11 protein-coding genes are annotated in these 20404 nt (G+C 55.7%); 2 read left to right on the forward strand and 9 right to left on the reverse strand.

The window, feature by feature from the left end:
- From ACE1BR_RS00005 to ACE1BR_RS00035, 7 genes are all read right to left on the reverse strand, one after another.
- Positions 1-3116 (reverse strand): retention module-containing protein (locus tag ACE1BR_RS00005; protein ID WP_374866445.1); only part of this gene is annotated, 3116 nt, incomplete at its 3' end.
- A 181-nt stretch (positions 3117-3297) separates the two neighbouring features.
- Positions 3298-5223, reverse strand: a complete 1926-nt coding sequence (locus ACE1BR_RS00010) for an EAL domain-containing protein (protein WP_374866447.1) — start codon at positions 5221-5223, stop codon at positions 3298-3300.
- Positions 5224-5226: 3 nt separating this feature from the next.
- Entirely contained in the window at positions 5227-5994 is a 768-nt protein-coding gene (locus tag ACE1BR_RS00015; RefSeq protein WP_374866449.1) for a transglutaminase-like cysteine peptidase, read from the reverse strand.
- A 112-nt stretch (positions 5995-6106) separates the two neighbouring features.
- Complete coding sequence (locus ACE1BR_RS00020; protein WP_374866451.1) at positions 6107-7435, reverse strand: TolC family outer membrane protein; 1329 nt, start codon at positions 7433-7435, stop codon at positions 6107-6109.
- Positions 7436-7472: 37 nt separating this feature from the next.
- Positions 7473-8906 carry an HlyD family type I secretion periplasmic adaptor subunit gene (locus tag ACE1BR_RS00025; protein WP_374866453.1) on the reverse strand — a complete coding sequence of 478 codons (1434 nt, stop codon included), beginning with the start codon at positions 8904-8906 and terminating at the stop codon, positions 7473-7475.
- Positions 8899-11043 (reverse strand): type I secretion system permease/ATPase, encoded by a 2145-nt coding sequence (locus ACE1BR_RS00030; RefSeq protein ID WP_374866455.1) that lies wholly within the window; start codon positions 11041-11043, stop codon positions 8899-8901. The genes ACE1BR_RS00025 and ACE1BR_RS00030 overlap by 8 nt, the downstream gene beginning before the upstream one ends.
- Before the next feature lie 349 nt (positions 11044-11392).
- Positions 11393-12322 carry a TIGR01212 family radical SAM protein gene (locus tag ACE1BR_RS00035; RefSeq protein ID WP_374866457.1) on the reverse strand — a complete coding sequence of 310 codons (930 nt, stop codon included), beginning with the start codon at positions 12320-12322 and terminating at the stop codon, positions 11393-11395.
- Positions 12323-12933: 611 nt separating this feature from the next.
- Between ACE1BR_RS00035 and gltB the strand changes: the two genes are divergently transcribed.
- Together gltB and ACE1BR_RS00045 are read left to right on the forward strand one after the other, a co-directional pair.
- On the forward strand, positions 12934-17391 hold the full coding sequence (gene gltB / locus ACE1BR_RS00040; protein WP_374866459.1) for a glutamate synthase large subunit: 4458 nt from the start codon (positions 12934-12936) through the stop codon (positions 17389-17391).
- Positions 17392-17403: 12 nt separating this feature from the next.
- On the forward strand, positions 17404-18819 hold the full coding sequence (locus ACE1BR_RS00045) for an FAD-dependent oxidoreductase (protein ID WP_374866461.1): 1416 nt from the start codon (positions 17404-17406) through the stop codon (positions 18817-18819).
- 135 nt (positions 18820-18954) lie between these two features.
- Here ACE1BR_RS00045 and ACE1BR_RS00050 read toward each other — a convergent pair whose 3' ends face one another.
- Entirely contained in the window at positions 18955-19716 is a 762-nt protein-coding gene (locus ACE1BR_RS00050) for an amino acid ABC transporter ATP-binding protein (protein WP_374866463.1), read from the reverse strand.
- Positions 19713-20369, reverse strand: a complete 657-nt coding sequence (locus ACE1BR_RS00055) for an amino acid ABC transporter permease (protein ID WP_374866939.1) — start codon at positions 20367-20369, stop codon at positions 19713-19715. Before ACE1BR_RS00055 ends, ACE1BR_RS00050 begins: the two co-directional genes overlap by 4 nt.
- Between the last annotated feature and the right edge of the window lie 35 nt (positions 20370-20404).

The following is a 20404-nucleotide window of genomic DNA, read 5'->3' on the forward strand; positions in this document are numbered from 1 at the left end:
CCGCCCAGGCTAACCAGGCTTTCATCCACTGTCGCACCAAGACGTGGGGCTTCTTCTGCCAGCCCGGCACGCGGGCCGTCATCTTCAAAGCGGAACACGCCATTGGTGCCCAGATCTACCGCCGCACTGGCGCGGTCGCCATCGGCATCGGTCACAGTCTGCACCAACGTCAGCACGCCCTGACCCAGTGTCAGCGCCACGCTGTCATCCGCACTGGTGGTATCGCCATGCCAGACGTTGTCCAACAGAGCCAGCGTCACTTCCCCATTGGTCGGGTTGATGGTCAGGGTGAAATAGTCCACCCCGCCCGCACTGCCGGTGATGACGTTGCCCACCTGATTGAGCACGATGGCCGCGCCCTGCCCGTTGGGCGCTACCGGATCGACCGCATACAAGCCGCTCGCCACGTTGCTGCCGGTCAGCGCCAGGCTGTAGCCGATGCTGCCCGCCCCGTCAGCCCCGAAGGCCGGGTTGAACTGGGCCTGCACATTGGCGGCGCTCAGGGTGGCACTGACCACTCCGTCGCTGCCAACACCGCCCAGGCTAACCAGGCTTTCATCCACGGTCGCCCCCAGACTCGGCGCTTCCACCGCCAGCCCGGCACGTGGGCCATCATCTTCAAAGCGGAATACGCCGTTGGCCCCCAGATCTACCGCCGCACTGGCGCTATCGCCATCGGCATCGGTCACGGTCTGCACCAGGGTCAGCACGCCCTGACCCACAGTCAGCGCCACGCTGTCATCCGCATTGGTGGTATCGCCATGCCAGACGTTGTCCAGCAGGGCCAGGGTCACTTCCCCGCTGCTCGGATTGATGGTCAGGGTGAAGTAGTCCACCCCACCGGCGCTGCCGGTGATAACGTTGCCCACCTGATTGAGTTCGATGGCCGCACCCTGGCCGTTGACGGCCAGCGGGTCGACCGCATACAGGCCGCTCGCCACGTTGCTGCCGGTCAGCGCCAGGCTGTAGCCGATGCTGCCCGCCCCGTCGGCCCCGAAGGCCGGGTTGAACTGGGCCTGCACATTGGCGGCGCTCAGGGCGGCACTGGCCACTCCGTCGCTGCCGGCACCGCCCAGGCTGACCAGACTTTCATCCACAGTCGCACCAAGACGTGGGGCTTCTTCTGCCAGCCCGGCACGCGGGCCGTCATCATCAAAACTAAACACCGAACGCTCGCCATCTACCAGACTAATGGTGGCGTTGTCTGTGACTCTATCTCCATCGCCATCCACCCGGGTTACGCTGTATTGCAAACCCAGACTCTTCTGGCCGCTCAACAGCAGTGACAGTGATTCATCAAACAAGCCCGTGTTACCGTGAGACAGTGCCTCGAATTGGGTGGTCTGCAGCTGCGAAACGCCATCTACCTCCACTATCTTGATGCTGAACACCACATCACCGTCACCGTCCACCCCTTGCAGCTCGGTCGCGCTCACGGCATTGAGAGTAATTGCACCGCCATCGGTCGCCGACAGGTTGGTCTCGATACCCTCGTTGCCCACGCCCACAAAACTAAAACTACCGGTGGTGTTGCCTGCACCATCAGCTCCGTAGCTGCCGCTGCTGGTAAAGAGTGACTGCAGCCCACCGCTAATGGATGTCGTAACCTGTGCCAGTGCACCGCTGACATCATCACTGACATAGCCATCATTTACATCGCTATCGTTGTAAACGTCACCTTTACCAACCGTCTCGTCCAAACTGACCGACAATCCGCCAAAGTCAGCCTCTTCAGCCACGCCCACTATCTGGGTCGGAGTATCATCCTGTACAACGATGTTCAGTGTGGCACTGGTTGTATCACCGTCATCATCAGTCAGCGTCACAACAAGGTTTTCCCCCAACTGAAGGTCGTTGGCTGGCTGTTGATGAGCTTCGTTGTCAAGAAGGGTATAGCTGTAAGCCACTGTGCCATTACCCGTCACTGGGTCGTAAGTAATGGCTGTTATTTGCAATGTATTACCCAAAGGGGTATCAACCGATTGCGGTAAAGCCACAACAGAACCATTGGTGATCAACTGGAGAGCGCCGACGCTCAGAAGCTGGACTCCATCAGGAGCATTGAAGGTAAATGTGCCACTCTGAGTCAATTTGGCCGCATCGGGTGCAGAGCCATCAGCAAGATTGGCATCGCTAACTTGGACCTCTCCCCCTTCAAGGGTCAGCCCTTCAAGAGTCACATTCTCATCTACTGGCGTAATGGCGATGACCAGAGTCGATGTGACGGTATCCTGTCCATCAGTCACCTGATAGTTCACCGCAGGCACTGCACCGTCATAGTTGGTAGCCGGGGTAAAGGTATAAGTCCCGTCAGCGTTGATGATCAGAGTACCCACACCAGTAATGGTTGCTGCAACACCAGCAGGGACGCCGATATTGATCCCCCAGTCATAGGAGACAATCGTGGCATTTGCGGGGCCATCTGGATTGGTACTGTTGTCAAGCAGATTGCCGCTGACGGTTACATCCTCTTGGGTGGTCACGGCTTCATTGAGATCCGCTAGCACATTGGGCACAAGCAGATCAGCTGCCTGTGCTTGATCGAGCACTGGAGCAGTATCATAAGTTGTATCAAACCCTGCAGCAGCGATAGTGGCATCCCCGACCCGATCTATAGTGACAAAACCACCATTACCACTTGCCCCTGCCACACCACCAATTCCCCCGCCCCCACCAGCGGCTGGCGCCCCACCGGCTGCGGAAGCCTCAAAATTCTGAGTCGGGTCCGCGCCTTGCAAAATCGATTTTTGCAAAGCGGCTATATCAGAAGGTGCCCCATCAGGGTTGGCCCCTCCTTGAGGTTGAACGGGTTGAGCGGAGTCTGATGCTGCCGGCGCATCTCGGGCAGGGGTATCGTCATAAGGTGACAACGCTAACTTGGCGTCGTCAGCCATTGTCAACTTGGCACCAGGTTGCAGGATTTCACCTTTTTGCAGAGGGCGCTGAGAGCCATCCGCCAGAACTATCTCCACATTACCTTCAACACCAGAGACAACCACGGTTTTGTCGATGATTTGGGTACGCATATCCATTGCTCCAACGTGACAGATCTTGATGGATACACCATAGAAGCCATCCATGATTTCAACCGTTGCAAAAATGTATATGGTTAACATTCATAAATCGTGGCCATTGAATCAAATCGAACAGTTCTATTTTTCACTATTGATTCAGACGGTTAGCCAGACCCCACACGAGTCCACCCTGGCAACTTGGCCCATCACGAGCTCACTATTTTTATATCGATATAAAAAACGGCCCCAAAGGAGCCGTTTTAAGGACATGAATTATTCGCAATCAGGACAAAGAGAAGGCTGGATGTACAAACCCTTGGTAACCATCGATATGAAGTTTGGACAGTAGCTCTACTTGTTGCTGGTCTTCCACTCTGGTTGCAATGGTAAGTACTCCCGCATTATGCGCAGCACGACATACTGCAGCCAGGAAAGAGGTATCTGCCCCTGGCTCCATAACCTGACTGGTATAACCGTGATCCACTTTCACATAAGCGGGGGCCAACTCTTCCAGATACCCCAAAGATTGAAAGTGACGACCGTAGTGATCTACACCCCATGAAAAACCATGTTGCCGCAGAATTTGTACCAAAGAGGTGACATGATCCCGATGTTTTACTATCGCCGCCTCGGGAATTTCAAACAACACGCGCTCTTGCAGGTTACTATGGCCAGCCAGGAACGCAGGCAGCCAAACCAGAAAATCCTCAGAACACAGGGAGCCGGCAGTAATATTGATAGCCAGAGTCAGCTCCGGTTCACTCTGCAACAAAGAAGTACTTGCATCCAGGATCGCCTGATCAAACTCGCTGCCTAATTGAAATTGCTCAATCGCAGGCAGGAACTGTCCGGCAAAATAATCAACACCATCACGGGAAATAGAAGCAAACAACTCGGCATGCAAACGGGCTCCATTATCAAACCGACATGCGGGTTGAGCCTTGAAGCGCCAGAGCTGACGGCTAATCGCATCCTGGACCAAATCACGCCATGCCAAGCGCCCCATCATGCCCTGGTTGTCGCCACCTTCCATGACCACCGCACCACGACGTTCGTTTCGCGCTTTGCCCAGCGCATTATCCGCCTTGGTCAGCAACGAAGAGAGATCATCATTACCATCACGACCGGCAATCCCAATCACAGATAGTGGACTCCCCTCCGCCATAGGATTGACCACCAGATCGGCAATTCGTGCGTTGAGTATTTCGGCTAGCTCTCTGAGTTGATCCAGATCATCGGTAGGGCACAACAAAGCGTATTCGGTGGCCGAAATTCGGGCAACTGCGGCCCCATCCCACCCTTTGAGCTGTTCCCGCAGCACCTGAGCAATCGACTTGACCATATTATCGCGAGCCGCAAATCCTTCATCACGATAGATATCATCCAGCATATCGACAGCGACCAGCATGACACCACCTTGCCCAGCCTCAGCAATCCAGGCATTCACCTGTCCCACAAAATAGGCTCGATTACCCAGCCCGGATACCGCATCGACATACACTCGCTCGCGCAATTTTTCAGCTTCTTCAGCTTGCTCTTTAAACTGCACTGCCAGTTTTCCAGACAATATATTGATCGCCTGAACAACCTGCTTCAGTTCATGCGTCTTGGGTTCTGGGATGGTATGGCCGAAATGGTGCAGTTCAATTTCGACAGCTTGCTCACATATTTGTTTGAGCGGTTTTAACAAGTAATTCAAGGCCCGCATCAGCAAAATGGTGGTAATTAAAAAACCGATCACAAACCAGGTTGCCAACTCACTCATTCCAACCCATAGCTCGTGATACGCCTGCCCCGGGTGACCAACCACTTTCAGCTTACCCAGTTGCAACCAGCCGGAAGTCAGAATTGATTCATTGGATACCTCAGGAAATAACCCTAGTCCGATAAACCAGTTGGGCACCCCTTGAATGACGTTGGTATTCTCTTGCTCGATCACATCTTTGGACGCAAGAAGATCCAGGCGAACCAACCGATAATAGCCACCATCAAAAATGGCTCGGATCACTGACTCGGCACCCACCTTATCGCCATTTTCCAGATAGGGCGTCAATGCCAATCCCAACGAGGTCGCGGTATTAATCACCGTGGTCTCTTGTTGCTGAGCTAGATATGAACGAGTTGAATTGAATTGCACCCAGTAAGTGGCTGCAAACAACAACCCAAACAACAGCAACATGGTGGCCAATAACTGTCTATAGAGCGTCATAGGTTAATCATCCAAATTCACCACAGGCCGAGCCAATCGCCCCGACGTCATGCGATTGCGTAAATCATTCCATAATCCCAAGCGGGATGATTGGCCAGCTAGTTCCCCTTGACCACGAGCCTTCATCAACCACAAGTGACTACCATTAAAGCTATAAATAGGTACCAAATCCCTACGTTGGCTTGCCGGTCGAATCGAACCGATCAAGTTATCCAGGATCACAGGTACCGATGATGGCGTCTCGTAATAAGCCACGACCATATGAAACTGGTTATAATCGAGCGCCTTGACGTACACCATCCTCATTTTCTCATCAGGTATACCCAATTCAAGCAAAGTTGAATATTTGGCAATACTGAAATCTTCGCAATCCCCTCCGGATGCTCCCAAAAACTCCAGCGGCGTTGCCCAGTAATCATTTTTACGCCACAGTTTTATATCGTCGACGAAGCGCATCTGGTTAAAAAACTGATTCACTTTTTCAAGTTTTTGCCGCTCAGTGAGTCCGGCTGCTCGATTCTGCTGCACCAGAGTACGCCAAGTTGTCACCCTCTTGCCCGCTCTAACACCATAGGTCTGTTCAGCCCGTTTGATCAGTTGCAAATCTTCCTGAGTCAATGGCTGACTGGCACACAGCAGAAGGGAAACCGGGAGTAAAAACAACCATAGGGAATGACGAAATGCATAAGCCAACTGCCGACCAGTACGCGTCAGATAGTTATCAATGCCACCAAGACGGCACCAGAGAGTCACTTCATTCGCCTGCTGCATTATTGGTGGAACACTCCTGCGTGAAACTGCCGAGCACAACAGGATGGCTGCAATATATTGATGCAGCCATCCTGTGCGTACTATCACCCTATCAGGGCAACAGACAAACCACTTATTGTTTGGCTTGCCATTCAGTTGGTTGTTTGAAATTGAATGCACTGAGCAAGCTGCCTGTCGCATTCAAAATACGATAATCAGCAAGCAGGGCATCGTATTCAGCCGTGATATAGCTACGACGAGCTTCAAACAATTCGTTCTCGGTGTTCAATACATCCAACAAGGTACGCTGCCCAAGACCAAACTGTTTCTTGTATGCCTGAACAGTGTCATAGCTGGCATCAACGTGTTCTTTCAAGAAAGTTTTCTGTTTGGTGAGTGAGTCTTTAGCATTCCATGCAAGACGAGTCCCCTCTTCTACTTGGCGGAAAGCATTCAAATGAATATCTTTCGCTTGAGAATAGAGGGCTGACGTTGCATTACTTTGTGCCACATCAGAACCGCCACGGAACAGGTTGTAACGCATCCGAACCATGGCAGTCAGATCATCGTTGCGACCTTTGACTGCATTGATATCTTCATTCCAGTTCTGGTCTACTTCGAACGTGACATCCGGGTAGAAGCCGGACTTGGCACCTTCATGCTGGTACTTGGCCGCTTCGATATCCTGCAAAGAAGAGAGCAGGGTCGGGTGGATTTCAGTAGCTGTTTTCAGTGCTGTCTCGAGGCTGGTCGGGATCAACTCGGCATTGGGCACCGGTTGTACCAGGTCTTTTGGCACCTCGTTTACTACGCGAATAAATTCACTTTCCGCATCGCGGTAGTTGTTTTCAGCTGCAGCCTGGTTTGCGTAGGCTCGAGCAACACGACCATCGATCTGGGTCTGGTCCGCCGTCGAACCAAGACCAGAATCCGTCCGCTTCTGGATATCGCTACGGATCTGTTCGTGAGTTTCGAGGTTTTGCTTGGAGAGCTCCAGGATCTCCTGCTGACGCAGCATGTTGAGGTAAACCTCAGCCACCCGCAACGCAGTGTTTTCAGCTTCGGAAATCATCGCAAGACGCTGGGCATTGGCCTCAGCTTCCGTCCTCGAGACATTGCTGCTGACATTGAAGCCGTCAAACAGCATCTGACGCAGACTGAGTCCAGCCTCTTTGCGCGTCATGGAATCATCAATAGTGGTGGAGTTTGGACCTGCCGCACGCGTTGTCGGACTGTCGACTTTCTCGTAGCCTACACCAGCGCGCAAATCGATCGTCGGATAGTAACCCCCTTTGGCGCCATCATGCTGATAGACACGCGCCTGATACAGATCAAAAGCTTCTTTAATCTTGGGATGAGTCGCAAGTGCCTGCCCAACCGACTCTTCCAGAGTCTGGGCCTGCCCCATTGCCGGGATCATGGTAATGCCACTGACCAGCATGGCAACAATCGTTTTTTTCATGTTATCTCCAGTCATGTTTTGTTTTTAGATTGTTGGCTTATCGTTCTCTCAGTGCCGACTGCCTTGCCCGTAATATTGGCTTAAGCAAATAGTCTAGGACACTTTTCTTACCAGTAATAATATCAGCACTGGCTAACATACCGGGGATGATGGGAAGTGCGTTTAGCTCATCGCCCAAGTAACTCTTCTCAGTGCGAACCCGAACCAGATAAAAGGAGTTGCCATCCTCATCCTGGATCGAGTCAGCACTTATCTGCTCAACCTTGCCATGCAATCCTCCATAGATTGTGAAGTCATAGGCGGTGATTTTGACCACTGCGTCCAGTCCTGGCCGCAAAAAGGCAATATCTTTCGGGGAAACTTTAGCCTCAACCAGCAGAGTATCTTCCAATGGGACGATTTCCATCAAATCCATGCCTGGCTGAACCACCCCACCCAACGTGTTGACCTTTAGCTTTTTAATCGTACCTTTCAACGGCGCAATCACGCTGGTTCTATCGACACGATCCTGCAGTCCGACCTGCCCTTCGGAGAGTTGGCCCAATCGCCCCTGCTTCTCATTAAGCTCCGTTTGCGAATCCGCTCTGAATTTCAACGCGATGTCATTACGCTTCGAGATAGTCTCACGCAATACCGCATTGAGTTTCGGGATGAGCAAGTGGTTGCTCTCCAGCTCCCCCTGCATCTCGTTGACCTGCCGCTCCAGTTTGATTAACTCAACCTGTGGCACGATCCCCTCTTTTGCCAGCGGACGACTGATATTCAGCTCCTGCTTGGCCAACTCCACACTGCGGCTCACTGTGCGGATTTTGGCATTGAGCTCGATGAGTTCCTGCTCATTCTGCTCAATCTGCTGACCAAGGATATAAAGCTGGTTTTTCAAATTATTGAGGCGATCTTTTTGCACAGAACGTTCACGGTGCGCGTATTCGGCAAAGACCTTCTCATAGCCGTCCGGAAACTGAATTGGCGCTTCCCCCACCACGACCTGCTCACGCCATCCCAATGCAGGCTCATTTTTTACCTCGACACTGGCCATTTCTGCGCGTAACCGGGCAATATCTCCTTTCAGAGTCACCAACTCCTGCTCGCGCTCCCGGAAATCCGAACGAAAGCGGGTGTCATCAATACGCAGCAGTCGCTGCCCTTTCTCGACAACATCGCCCTCCTTCACAAAGATCTCTTTGACGATCCCCCCTTCCAGGTTCTGGATCACCTGTAATTGACGGGAGGGAATGACCTTGCCCTGGCCGACAGTGACTTCATCAAGCTCAGCCCAGGAAGCCCACACGATGGCACTCATAAAAAAGAGAAAGCAGCACCACAGCAACACTCTCGCCCCGGTGGGCGTCGTTAATAAAACCGCTGCGGCACCATCATCAACAAAGGCCAGGTGCTCAGCGGCTGGTAATACCTCATCGGCAGAACGCTTCTTGAACCGACTGAACAAACGCTGCAACCCCTTAACCATGGGACACCTCCTGCATGCGTACTTTGCCCTCTTTCAACTGCTGCAACACGACCTCTTTCGGGCCATCCGCGACAATCTGTCCCTGTTCAATAACAATCACCCGCGAGGCAACATCCAGCATGGAGGTCTTGTGGGTGATCAGGATCAGGGTTGTTTCAGGACCCAGTCTGGCCAGCTCCTGTTTTACCTGCATCTCGGACTGGTTATCCATATTGGATGTCGGTTCATCCATTACCAGAATCGGGGGGTCATTGAGCAAGGCTCGGGCAAGCAAGATCGCCTGACGCTGACCACCGGAAAGTTGACGACCACCCTCACCTATCTGTCGATCCAGACCATTGGGATCGCGATTGGTGAAGTTGGTTACCCCGGCCCGTTTGGCAGCGCGCAAAACCCGAACATCATCCACCAGCGGGTTACCCAGCATGATGTTGTCCCGCACCGAGCCGAAGAAGAGAATGACATCCTGCGGAACACAGCCGATATTGCGACGAATGACGGCTGGCGGCAGTTGATCCAGTTCAAAACCATCGATACGCACCGAACCATCAGAGGGACGATATAACCCCATCAACAGCTTCTCGAGAGTGGTTTTACCTGCCCCGATCCGTCCGATAATGGCCACCTTTTCACCCGGCTGAATGCGCAAATTAATATTGTGCAGGGTACTGGCTTCCATACCCGGGTATTTGAAAGAGACGTTATCAAACTCGATCCGACCGGCAATGACAGGGTGGTGAATGTATTGCTTGCCCTCCTCCTGCTCGCCGGGGGTTTGCATGATTTTTTCCAGAATATCCAGCGCCGATTTAGCCTGGTTATAACGGGTCGAGAGCACGGACAACTGCACCATGGGTGCGATAGCACGACTCGCCAGCATCACAGCCGCGATCATCCCCCCCATGGTCACATTCCCCTCGGAGATCTGGTAAACCCCGACAATAACCAGACCGACAGTGACCACCTGCTGGATATAGCTGGCCAGGGAAGACATGGAGTTGGTGATACGGCGAGTTTGTACGCCCCACGTTGAAATATGGGAGACAGCCTGCTCCCAGCGGTGCTGGAACATGCTCTCGGCGCCGAAAATCTTGACGGTCTCAAGACCGGAAATACTCTCAATCAGGTTGGCATTCTTCTGGGAAGCAAGCCGTGATCCCTCTTCGATAGACTGCTTGAGCGGCTCTTGAATATAAAAGCTGTATGCAACCAGGATTAACATGGCCGCAATCGGAACCACAACCATGGCGCCAGCGAATATCCAGATAATAAAGAGGAAGAACACCGCAAACGGCAGGTCAATAAGAGTGGAGACAGTGGCAGAGGTAAAGAACTCACGTACTGATTCAAACTCTTGCAGATGCTTGGCAAATGCGCCGGTGGAGGCTGGTCGAGACTCCATCCGCATCCCCATCACTTTGGCGAAGATCTTGGCTGATAGCAGTACATCGGACTTTTTGCCCGCAATATCGATGAAATAACTGCGCAACTGGCGCATCACAAAATCGAAAGTGAAGACCACCATAGCCCCGACAGCCAGCACCCAGAGCGAATCAAACGCCAGATTGGGCACAATTTTGTCATAGACGTTCATGGTGAACAGCGGACTGGCGATGGCAAACAGGTTGATCAGAATGGAGGCAATCAACACATCGCGATAGATGCCGCGGGATTCAAACAGGGTGCTCCAGAACCAGTGGCCATCGCGGGTTTCCAGCACTTTTGGTGAGCGGTCATCAAACTTGAACTGCTTTTTGACATAGAAGAGGCGCCCGAGATATTCATCCCCCAATTGAGCGACGGTCACCCACTGAGTCGCATCGCCAGCCTGGGGAAAAATGACCTTTCCCTGGCTCCGATCTTCACTCCATTCCAGCAAGATGCAGGCACCGCTATTGCGCATTTGCAACACACAGGGCAGCAGCAGGGGAGATATTTCGCCAAGGGGCTGGATCACTTCGCGGGCAGATAACCCGCCTCGCTCGGCAGCACGACAAAAGAGCGCACTGGTGAGGCGACCCGACACCAACGGCAACCCTGTGGTCAGAGCATCCTGGCTATTGGGCACGCCATAAAAACGGGTCAAAAAGACCAGACATTCCAATAAATCATCGATACGGCTTGTTTCTGCTTGCATGGCATCCTGTCACTGCATGAATAAGCTCAATAGGAGTGGTAATCACTCATATTTTTGCAATGGCAACTCTGACTCCGAGTCACCCTACACCGATGAACCTGCTCAGTGAGCAGGAGACGTCGCGACACTCATTCCATATTTTCCCTGTATGGCTGCTGTCAAAACATGGTCTTATGACTCACAAACGCCATGCTAACACTACAACCATGGTGAATGCCGGAGTTAATTGATAATGACATCTATTATGGCGCATAACTATATCAACCGAAATGCAGCAAAACTATAGTTTACGATGTGAACTTTTTTATATAACCCTATGTTTTTCGTGAAATAATGACTCACAACTCAATTATAGGTCGGAAAGTGTAAAGGGTCTTCCCAGCGCCTGACCCTGCGGACCACTATTGGCCAGCGCTTTTGCAATGTCCGCCATCGCCGTCCAGCGATTTTCGCACCAAGCAGGTGCCAGCAGAGTTGGCCGACGAGCCGAGGCCGAAATGCGGTGATAAACCACCTCGGGCGGTGTGTGCTGGATCATGGCAACAGCGGCTTCCACATACTGCTCCAGTGTCAGCACTTCCAGCCGTCCTGCCAGCCATGCCTTGCCAAGGATACTGCCCTCAACCACATGGAGCGGATGCAGCTTGATCCCCTCGACACCGGTCTCCACGATGCGATGCAGGGTATCGAGGCTGTCCATCGGCAACTCACCCGGCAAACCGACGATCAGATGAGCACACACCTTGATGCCACGCTGATGGGCTCTGGCCACCGCGTCGGCATAAGCGGCATAACCGTGCCCACGATTGATCCGTTGCAGCGTCTTGTCATTGGCACTCTGCAACCCCAGCTCCAGCCACACCTCATAGCCTCGGGCCTGATAACCTGCCAGCAGATCCAGCACCGCATCCGGCACGCAATCGGGCCGAGTGCCGACACAAAGCCCCACCATGTCGCTCACTGACAGCGCCTCTTCATACATCCGCTGCAGATATTCGACCTCGGCATAGGTGCTTGTATAGGCCTGAAAGTAGGCGAGATAACGCTTGGCACGGGTCACTTCGTCCCGCCGGGCCAGCAATTGTTGCACCACCGAAAGCTGCTGTGCCGACTCGTCGGCAAAAGAGGAGACATTACAGAAGGTGCAGCCACCACGGCCCAGGGTGCCATCCCGGTTCGGACAGGTGAAGGCGCCGTGAATGGAAAGCTTGTGGATCTTCTGGCCATGACGCTGCTTGAGATCCTGACCGAATGTATTGACGAGTTCGTGTAACTGCATGGCACCTCCGCTAAAGGGGCGCCATTGTACGAGTTTGCACAAAACAGAGGCTGAGCTGGATCAAGCTAGTTAGGGTCACGATATATATAAATACCGAGGCCATTTTGAATAAATATTAAGAAAAACCGCAAAAAACATAAATCTATCGAGCCTGATGGCACATTGCCATTTATTGAGATGTGAAAATGAGAATGAATAACTCACTGTAGAGTAATGAAAAATTCAAAGAGGCCCAGCCAAAAGCAATTGCAAGCCCCGAACGTTGAAAATGTGATCTACTGCATTGCAAGTTACCACTGGTTGGTAAAATTACTACATCATTCGGGGCCACACTGACGCACCAGCCAAATCACACAAATCAATATATTCATCTTGATAATTCGAATTAATCGGAATAATAAATCATAAAACCGTAGTTACACCCTCTGTACCGGCATTTTGTTATGCATTTGTAACCAACCAGATACACCCGACCTACGATTGACCTCGCCAGAAAATCCCATTAGTTTGGAGATTCGCCACGTCAGGCAGACGGAACCACAAGAGCCAATCGCAATTTATGCAGTCAGGTGATGACTGTGCGATGCAAGGCCGAGCAAGGGAGAAATGCAATGTCACTATATGATCCAAAGCTGGAGAGGGATAACTGTGGCTTCGGCCTGTTGGCCCACATGGAAGGGGAAGCCAGCCACAAGCTTGTTCGTCTCGCGATGTCAGCATTGGCTCGCATGCAGCACCGCGGCGGGATCTCCGCCGATGGCAAGACCGGCGATGGCTGCGGTCTGCTGCTGCAAAAACCCGACAGTTTCTATCGGGCTGTCGCCGAAGAGAAAGGGTGGCACCTTGGCCGCAAATACGCGGTCGGCATGCTGTTTCTCAACCCCGATCCCGTATTGGCCCAGCAGACTCGCGACATCATCGACGAAGAGCTGGAAAAAGAGACCCTGAGTCTGGTCGGCTGGCGCAAAGTGCCCGTCGATACCAATGTGCTCGGCCCCATCGCCAAAGCCTCCCTGCCCAGTATTGAACAGGTCTTTGTCAACGCGCCCCCCGGCTGGGTTGAACAAGATCTGGAGCGTCGCCTCTATATCGTGCGCCGCCGTATCGAGAAGCGCATCAACGACGACTACTTCTATATCGTCAGCCTCTCCAACCTGGTCACCGTCTATAAAGGGCTGTGCATGCCAGTGGACTTGCCGCGCTTTTATCTGGATCTCGCTGACATCCGCATGCAGGCGGCTATCTGCGTATTCCACCAGCGCTTCTCCACCAACACCAGCCCGCGCTGGCCACTGGCGCAGCCGTTCCGCTATCTGGCCCACAACGGCGAGATCAACACCATCGCCGGCAACCGGCAGTGGGCCAAGGCGCGTAGCTATAAGTTCGCCACCCCGCTTATTCCCGATTTGCAGGAAGCCGCCCCCTTCGTCAACACCACGGGCTCTGACTCCTCCAGCCTCGATAACATGCTGGACTTGTTCCTCGCCGGTGGCATGGACCTGTTCCGCGCCATGCGCCTGTTGATCCCGCCAGCATGGCAAAAGCACCCGAACATGGATGACGATCTGCGCGCCTTCTACGACTTCAACTCCATGCACATGGAGCCGTGGGACGGTCCCGCCGGTATCGTCATGACCGACGGCCGCTACGCCACCTGCGCGCTTGACAGAAACGGCCTGCGTCCGGCCCGCTACGTCATCACCAAGGACAAATTCATTACGCTGGCCTCCGAAGTGGGCACCTGGGACTACACCCCGGACGAAGTGCTGGAGAAGGGCCGGGTTGGCCCTGGCGAGCTGTTCGTGGTCGATACCAGCAACGGCAAGGTGTGGACCAGCTTCGAGATCGATGACGATCTCAAGAACCGCCACACCTACAAGCAGTGGATGGACAAGCACTGCACCCGACTGGTGCCGTTCGAACAGATGGACGACAGCCAGACCGGCCGCCGCGAATTTGCCGACGACCAGTTGAAAACCTATCAGAAGCTGTTTGGCTACTCCTTCGAAGAGCTGGATCAGATCATCCGGATACTGGGTGAAAACGGTCAGGAAGCGGTGGGATCCATGGGAGATGATACTCCGATGGCCGTGCTCTCCTCCGGCTCGCGCACCCTCTATGACTACTTCCGCCAGATGTTTGCCCAAGTGACCAACCCGCCCATCGATCCGCTGCGGGAAAATCACGTGATGTCGCTGGCCACCTGTATCGGTCGCGAGCAAAACGTCTTCAACGAGACCTTCGGCCACGCCCACCGGGTACTGTTCCAGTCGCCGATCCTGCTCTACTCCGATTTCCACCAGCTGCTGGCACTGGAAGGGGAGTACTACCGCCATCAGGTGATCAGCCTCAACTTCAAGCCCGAAGAGGGGCTGGAAGCCGCCATCCTGCGCATATGCGACGAGGCCAAAACCGCCGCCAAGAGTGGTACCGTGTTGCTGGTGCTGTCGGATCGCGATATCAGCGCCGACACTCTACCGATCCCGGCCGCCATGGCGGTGGGCGCGGTCCAACGCACTCTGGTGGACAACAACCTGCGCTGTGACGCCAACATTCTGGTGGAGACCGCAAGCTGCCGCGATCCGCACCACTTCTCGGTGCTGCTGGGCTTTGGCGCGACCGCCATCTACCCCTATCTGGCCTACGAAACCCTGGCCAAACAGGTTGAAGAGGGCGTGCTCGCCATGCCTCTGCGCCAGGCCATGCTCAACTACCGCAACGGCATCAACAAAGGGCTCTACAAGGTGATGTCCAAGATGGGCATCAGCACGGTCGCCAGCTATCGCTGCTCCCAGCTGTTCGAAGCTGTGGGTCTGGCCAAGTCGGTGGTCGATACCTGCTTCCGAGGTGTATCGAGCCGTATTCAGGGTGCCGACTTTGCCGACATCCAGCAGGATCAGCACAATCTGGCCCGTCAGGCCTGGCTGGTGCGCAAGCCCCTCGCCCACGGCGGCCTGCTCAAATTCGTCCACGGCGGCGAGTATCACACCTACAACCCTGATGTAGTGCAAACCCTGCAAACCGCGGTGCGCTCCGGCAACTATGTCGATTACAAGGAGTACGCCCGCTTGGTCAACGAGCGCCCGGTCGCCACCCTGCGCGATCTGCTGGCCCTGAAGAAGGTCGACAATCCAGTAGAGCTGGATCAGGTTGAGCCAGCCGACAAGCTGTTCCCCCGCTTCGACTCCGCCGCCATGTCCATCGGCGCCCTCGGCCCTGAGGCCCACGAGGCACTGGCTGTCGCCATGAACCGCCTCGGCGGTCAGAGCAACTCCGGCGAAGGCGGCGAAGATCCCAAGCGTTTCGGTACCGAGAAGAACTCCCGCATCAAGCAGGTGGCTTCCGGTCGCTTTGGTGTCACCCCTCACTACCTGATGAACGCCGATGTGGTGCAGATCAAGGTGGCTCAGGGTGCCAAGCCCGGCGAAGGTGGCCAGCTGCCCGGTGACAAGGTCACCGCCCAGATCGCCAAGCTGCGTTATTCCGTGCCCGGCGTGACCCTGATCTCACCGCCGCCGCACCACGACATCTATTCCATCGAGGATCTGGCCCAGCTCATCTTCGACATCAAGCAGATCAACCCGAGCTGTCTGGTGTCGGTGAAACTGGTCTCCGAGCCCGGCGTGGGCACCATCGCCTGCGGCGTGGCCAAGGCCTATGCCGACTTCATCACCATCTCCGGTTATGACGGCGGTACCGGTGCCAGCCCCCTCACCTCGGTCAAATATGCCGGCTCCCCGTGGGAGCTGGGTCTGGCTGAAACCCAACAGGCGCTGGTCGCCAACGGTCTGCGCCACAAGGTGCGGCTGCAGGTGGATGGCGGCCTCAAAACGGGTCTGGACATCATCAAGGCGGCCATCCTCGGCGCCGAGAGTTTCGGTTTTGGCACCGGCCCCATGGTGGCGCTCGGCTGCAAATACCTGCGTATTTGCCACCTGAACAACTGTGCCACCGGCGTTGCCACTCAGGATGAGAAGCTGCGTCGCGAGCACTTCACCGGCCTGCCGGAGATGGTGATGAACTACTTCAAGTTCATCGCCGAGGAGACCCGCGAGCTGATGGCCCAGCTCGGCGTCACCCAGCTGACCGACCTGATTGGCCGCACCGATTTGCTTCAGGCCCTGCCAGGCCTCACCGCCCGTCAAGCCAAGCTGGATCTCTCCGGTATTCTGGCCCGTCCGGTTGCTCCGGCAGGCTCCAGCCTGTTCAGCCAGCAGCACAACCCCACCTTCGACAAGGGGCCGCTCAACCTGCAAATGGTCGCGGATCTGCTGGAAGCGGTAGAAACCTCAAGCGGCGGCGAGTTCCGCTACGACATTCGCAACACCGACCGCTCGGTAGGTGCGCGCCTCTCCGGCGAGATCGTCAAGCGTCACGGCAATCAGGGAATGGCGGCGGATCCGGTCAAGGTGCACTTCAATGGCACCGCAGGCCAGAGCTTCGGCGTCTGGAACGCGGGTGGCCTCGAGATGATCCTCACCGGTGATGCCAACGACTACGTGGGTAAGGGGATGACTGGCGGCAAGCTGGTGATCAAGCCCCATGTCGGCGTGGCGTTCAAATCCCACGAAGCAGCCATCATCGGCAACACCTGCCTCTACGGAGCCACCGGCGGCAAACTCTACGCCGCAGGCACCGCTGGCGAGCGTTTCGCAGTGCGCAACTCTGGCGCACTGGCGGTGGTCGAGGGCATTGGCGACAACGGCTGTGAATACATGACCGGCGGCATCGTCACCGTGCTCGGTCAGACCGGCGTCAACTTTGCGGCGGGCATGACCGGCGGCTTTGCCTACGTGCTCGACGAGTGCGGCAACTTTGCCAAGCGCACCAACCCCGAGCTGGTGGAACTGCTGGACGTGGCGGATCTCGCCATCCATCAGGAGCACCTGCGCGGCATCATCACGGCGCACCTCAATGAGACCGGCAGCTCGCGCGCCGAGGAGATCCTGGCCAACTTCGACTCCTATGTGCCCAAGTTCAGGCTGATCAAACCCAAGTCCAGCGACGTGAAATCGCTGCTGGGTCACACCAGCCGTTCCAGTGCAGAACTCAGAATCCAGGCGCAATAAGGAGGGAACCCTATGAGCCAGAACGTATTTCAGTTTATCGATGTCCAGCGGGTCGACCCGCCCAAGAAGCCGCTCAAGATCCGCAAAATCCAGTTTGTGGAGATCTACGAGCCCTTCAATCAGCCGCAGGTACAGATGCAGGCGGATCGCTGCCTCGAGTGCGGCAACCCCTACTGCGAGTGGAAGTGTCCGGTCCACAACTACATCCCTAACTGGCTAAAACTGGCCAAAGAGGGGCGCATTCTGGAGGCGGTGGAGCTCTCCCACCAGACCAACAGCCTGCCGGAAGTGTGTGGCCGAGTCTGCCCGCAGGATCGCCTGTGCGAGGGCTCCTGCACCCTCAACGATCGCTTCGGTGCGGTGACCATCGGCAACATCGAAAAATACATCACCGACAAGGCGTTCGAGATGGGCTGGAAGCCGGATCTCTCAAACGTGGTCAAGACCGGCAAGCGGGTCGCCGTCATCGGTGCGGGTCCGGCGGGCCTTGCCTGTGCCGATGTGCTGGCACGCAATGGCGTCACCCCGGTGGTGTTTGACAAATATCCGGAGATTGGCGGCCTGCTCACCTTCGGCATCCCATCCTTCAAGCTGGAAAAAGAGGTGATGCAGCGTCGCCGCGAGATCTTCCAGGGGATGGGCGTGGAGTTTCGTCTCGAGACCGAAGTGGGCAAAGACATCACCTTCGCCGATCTGCTCGGCGAGTTCGATGCGGTCTTCCTCGGGGTCGGCACCTACAAGTACATGAAGGGCGGCTTTGCCAACGAAGAGGCGCCGGGAGTCTATGACGCCCTGCCCTACCTCATCGCCAACGCCAACCGGTTGTTGGGGTTCGAGAAGGCGCAAGCCGACTACATCGACTTCGCCGGCAAGCAGGTGGTGGTGCTGGGCGGTGGCGATACCGCCATGGACTGCGTGCGCACCGCAATTCGTCAAGGAGCCGCCAAGGTGATCTGCGCCTATCGCCGCGACGAGGAGAACATGCCGGGCTCCAAGCGGGAGGTGAAAAATGCCCGCGAGGAGGGGGTTGAGTTTATGTTCAACCTGCAACCGGTGGCGGTCGAGCTGGATGCCAACGGTCGCACCGTCGGCATCAAGGTGGTGAGCACCGAGCTGGGTGAACCCGATGCCAATGGCCGCCGCAATCCGGTGGTTATCGAGGGCTCCGAGCAGGTGCTGGCCGCCGATGCCGTGGTAATGGCATTTGGCTTCCAACCCAACCCCCAACCCTGGATGGCGGAGTTCGGCATCGAGCTCGACAACCGGGATCGCATCAAGGCCCACGAGCAGGCGGAATATGCCTTCCAGACCAGCAACCCCAAGGTGTTCGCCGGTGGCGACGCGGTGCGCGGCTCCGATCTGGTGGTGACCGCCATCTACGAAGGGCGCAAAGCCGCCGAAGGGATCATGGACTATCTGGCAGTCTAACCTGTACTTCCTCAGTCAACTCAAAACAGAGCCCCGCCAGTGCGGGGCTCTTCTTTTGAGACTCGGAATTTAAGGCTCGGAGTTCTCGCTGGCAGCTTGCCACTTATCGCTCCATCCACCTCGTCCGGGGAACGGCTAGATGCTCCAGCTCTCCGGCAACCGCTCGGTGAGGGTGGAGATGTACTCGAAGGTACGCGCCCGCTTGGGAGTGGTGAACATCTGGCGTGCGCTGCCTGCTTCCACCACCTCACCCGCCTCCAGAAAGATCACCTGCTGCGCTATCTGGGCTGCCAGCCGCAGATCGTGGGTGGCAATCAGCATGGTGGTTCCTTCCCGGGCCAGCTGGCGCAGCACGATCACCACCTCCTGGGCAAGCTCGGGATCCAGCGCCGAAGTGGGTTCGTCACAGAGCAGCACCTTGGGCGATGGCGCCAGCGCCCTCGCAATCGCAACCCGCTGCTGCTGGCCACCGGAGAGGGTGGCAGGCACCGCCTCGGCCTTGTGCCTCAGCCCCACCTTGTCGAGCAGTTGCAAACCGCGCACCTCCGCTTTCGCCCTTGGCCACTTCAACACGGTCACCAACCCCTCAATGACGTTTTCCAGCACCGTCATGTGCGGGAACAGCTGGAAATTCTGGAACACCATGCCAGTCTGCTGGCGCAATGCCTGCACGCTCTGGCGAGGCAGATGGTGAGAAAAATCGAGTTCACTCCCCCCCAGCACCAAGTGCCCCGCATCCGGCCTCTCCAGCACATTGACACAACGCAACAGGGTGCTCTTGCCACTGCCGGAGGGGCCAATCAGGGCGGTCACACTGCCTGCCACCATGGCAAGATCAATCCCCTTGAGCACTCGCTGCCCGCCAAACTGCTTCTCGATACCACGCAACCGGATCATAGGGCGACCTCCCGGGTCTCTTTGTGGGTCAACTTGCGCTCCAGCCGGTCTTGCAAGGTGGAGAGCACCGAGCTGAACATCAGATAGATGAGGGCCGTCTCGCTGTAGAGAATGAGCGGCTCATAGGTGACAGAGGCGAGCCGCTGGGCAGCCTGAAACAGCTCGGGCACGGTCACTGCAGCCGCCAGCGAGGTATCCTTGACCAGTGAAATAAAGGTGTTGGAGAGCGGTGGCACCGCGATGCGCGCCGCCTGCGGCAGGATCACCCGCCACATCACCTGGGGCCAGTTCATGCCAATCGAATAGGCCGCTTCCCACTGCCCTTTCGGGATCGCAACCAGGGTGGCGCGGATGATCTCCGAGCTGTAGGCGCCGATGTTGAGGGTGAACCCGATCACCGCGGCGGTGAAGGCATCCAGCACAATACCGGCACTCGGCAAGCCATAGAAAATCAGAAAGAGCTGCACCAGCAGCGGCGTGCCACGAATAAGCCAGACATAAAAACGAACCAGTGCCACCAATGGTGTCGGGCCATATAGTCTGGCCAGCGCCACCAGCAAGCCAAGCAATATTCCCAAAACAAAAGTGATCAGGGTTAGTGGCACGGTAAAAATAAGCCCCGCGCTAAGCAGGGGCCAAAAAGAGTCGATCATTAACTGCAACCAGGCTGGCACGTTAATTTCCTCGC

This window comes from Aeromonas sp. MdU4 (genome assembly GCF_041929505.1).
Classification (GTDB): Bacteria; Pseudomonadota; Gammaproteobacteria; order Enterobacterales; family Aeromonadaceae; genus Aeromonas.

Excerpts from the sequence above, each read along its gene's own strand:
- ACE1BR_RS00020 (WP_374866451.1), bottom strand. The coding sequence starts at position 7,435 with ATGAAAAAAACGATTGTTGCCATGCTGGTCAGTGGCATTACCATGATC.
- ACE1BR_RS00025 (WP_374866453.1), bottom strand. The coding sequence starts at position 8,906 with ATGGTTAAGGGGTTGCAGCGTTTGTTCAGTCGGTTCAAGAAGCGTTCT.
- ACE1BR_RS00045 (WP_374866461.1), top strand. The coding sequence starts at position 17,404 with ATGAGCCAGAACGTATTTCAGTTTATCGATGTCCAGCGGGTCGACCCG.
- gltB (WP_374866459.1), top strand. The coding sequence starts at position 12,934 with ATGTCACTATATGATCCAAAGCTGGAGAGGGATAACTGTGGCTTCGGC.
- ACE1BR_RS00030 (WP_374866455.1), bottom strand. The coding sequence starts at position 11,043 with ATGCAAGCAGAAACAAGCCGTATCGATGATTTATTGGAATGTCTGGTC.
- ACE1BR_RS00050 (WP_374866463.1), bottom strand. The coding sequence starts at position 19,716 with ATGATCCGGTTGCGTGGTATCGAGAAGCAGTTTGGCGGGCAGCGAGTG.
- ACE1BR_RS00010 (WP_374866447.1), bottom strand. The coding sequence starts at position 5,223 with ATGACGCTCTATAGACAGTTATTGGCCACCATGTTGCTGTTGTTTGGG.
- ACE1BR_RS00015 (WP_374866449.1), bottom strand. The coding sequence starts at position 5,994 with ATGCAGCAGGCGAATGAAGTGACTCTCTGGTGCCGTCTTGGTGGCATT.
- ACE1BR_RS00035 (WP_374866457.1), bottom strand. The coding sequence starts at position 12,322 with ATGCAGTTACACGAACTCGTCAATACATTCGGTCAGGATCTCAAGCAG.
- ACE1BR_RS00055 (WP_374866939.1), bottom strand. The coding sequence starts at position 20,369 with ATGATCGACTCTTTTTGGCCCCTGCTTAGCGCGGGGCTTATTTTTACC.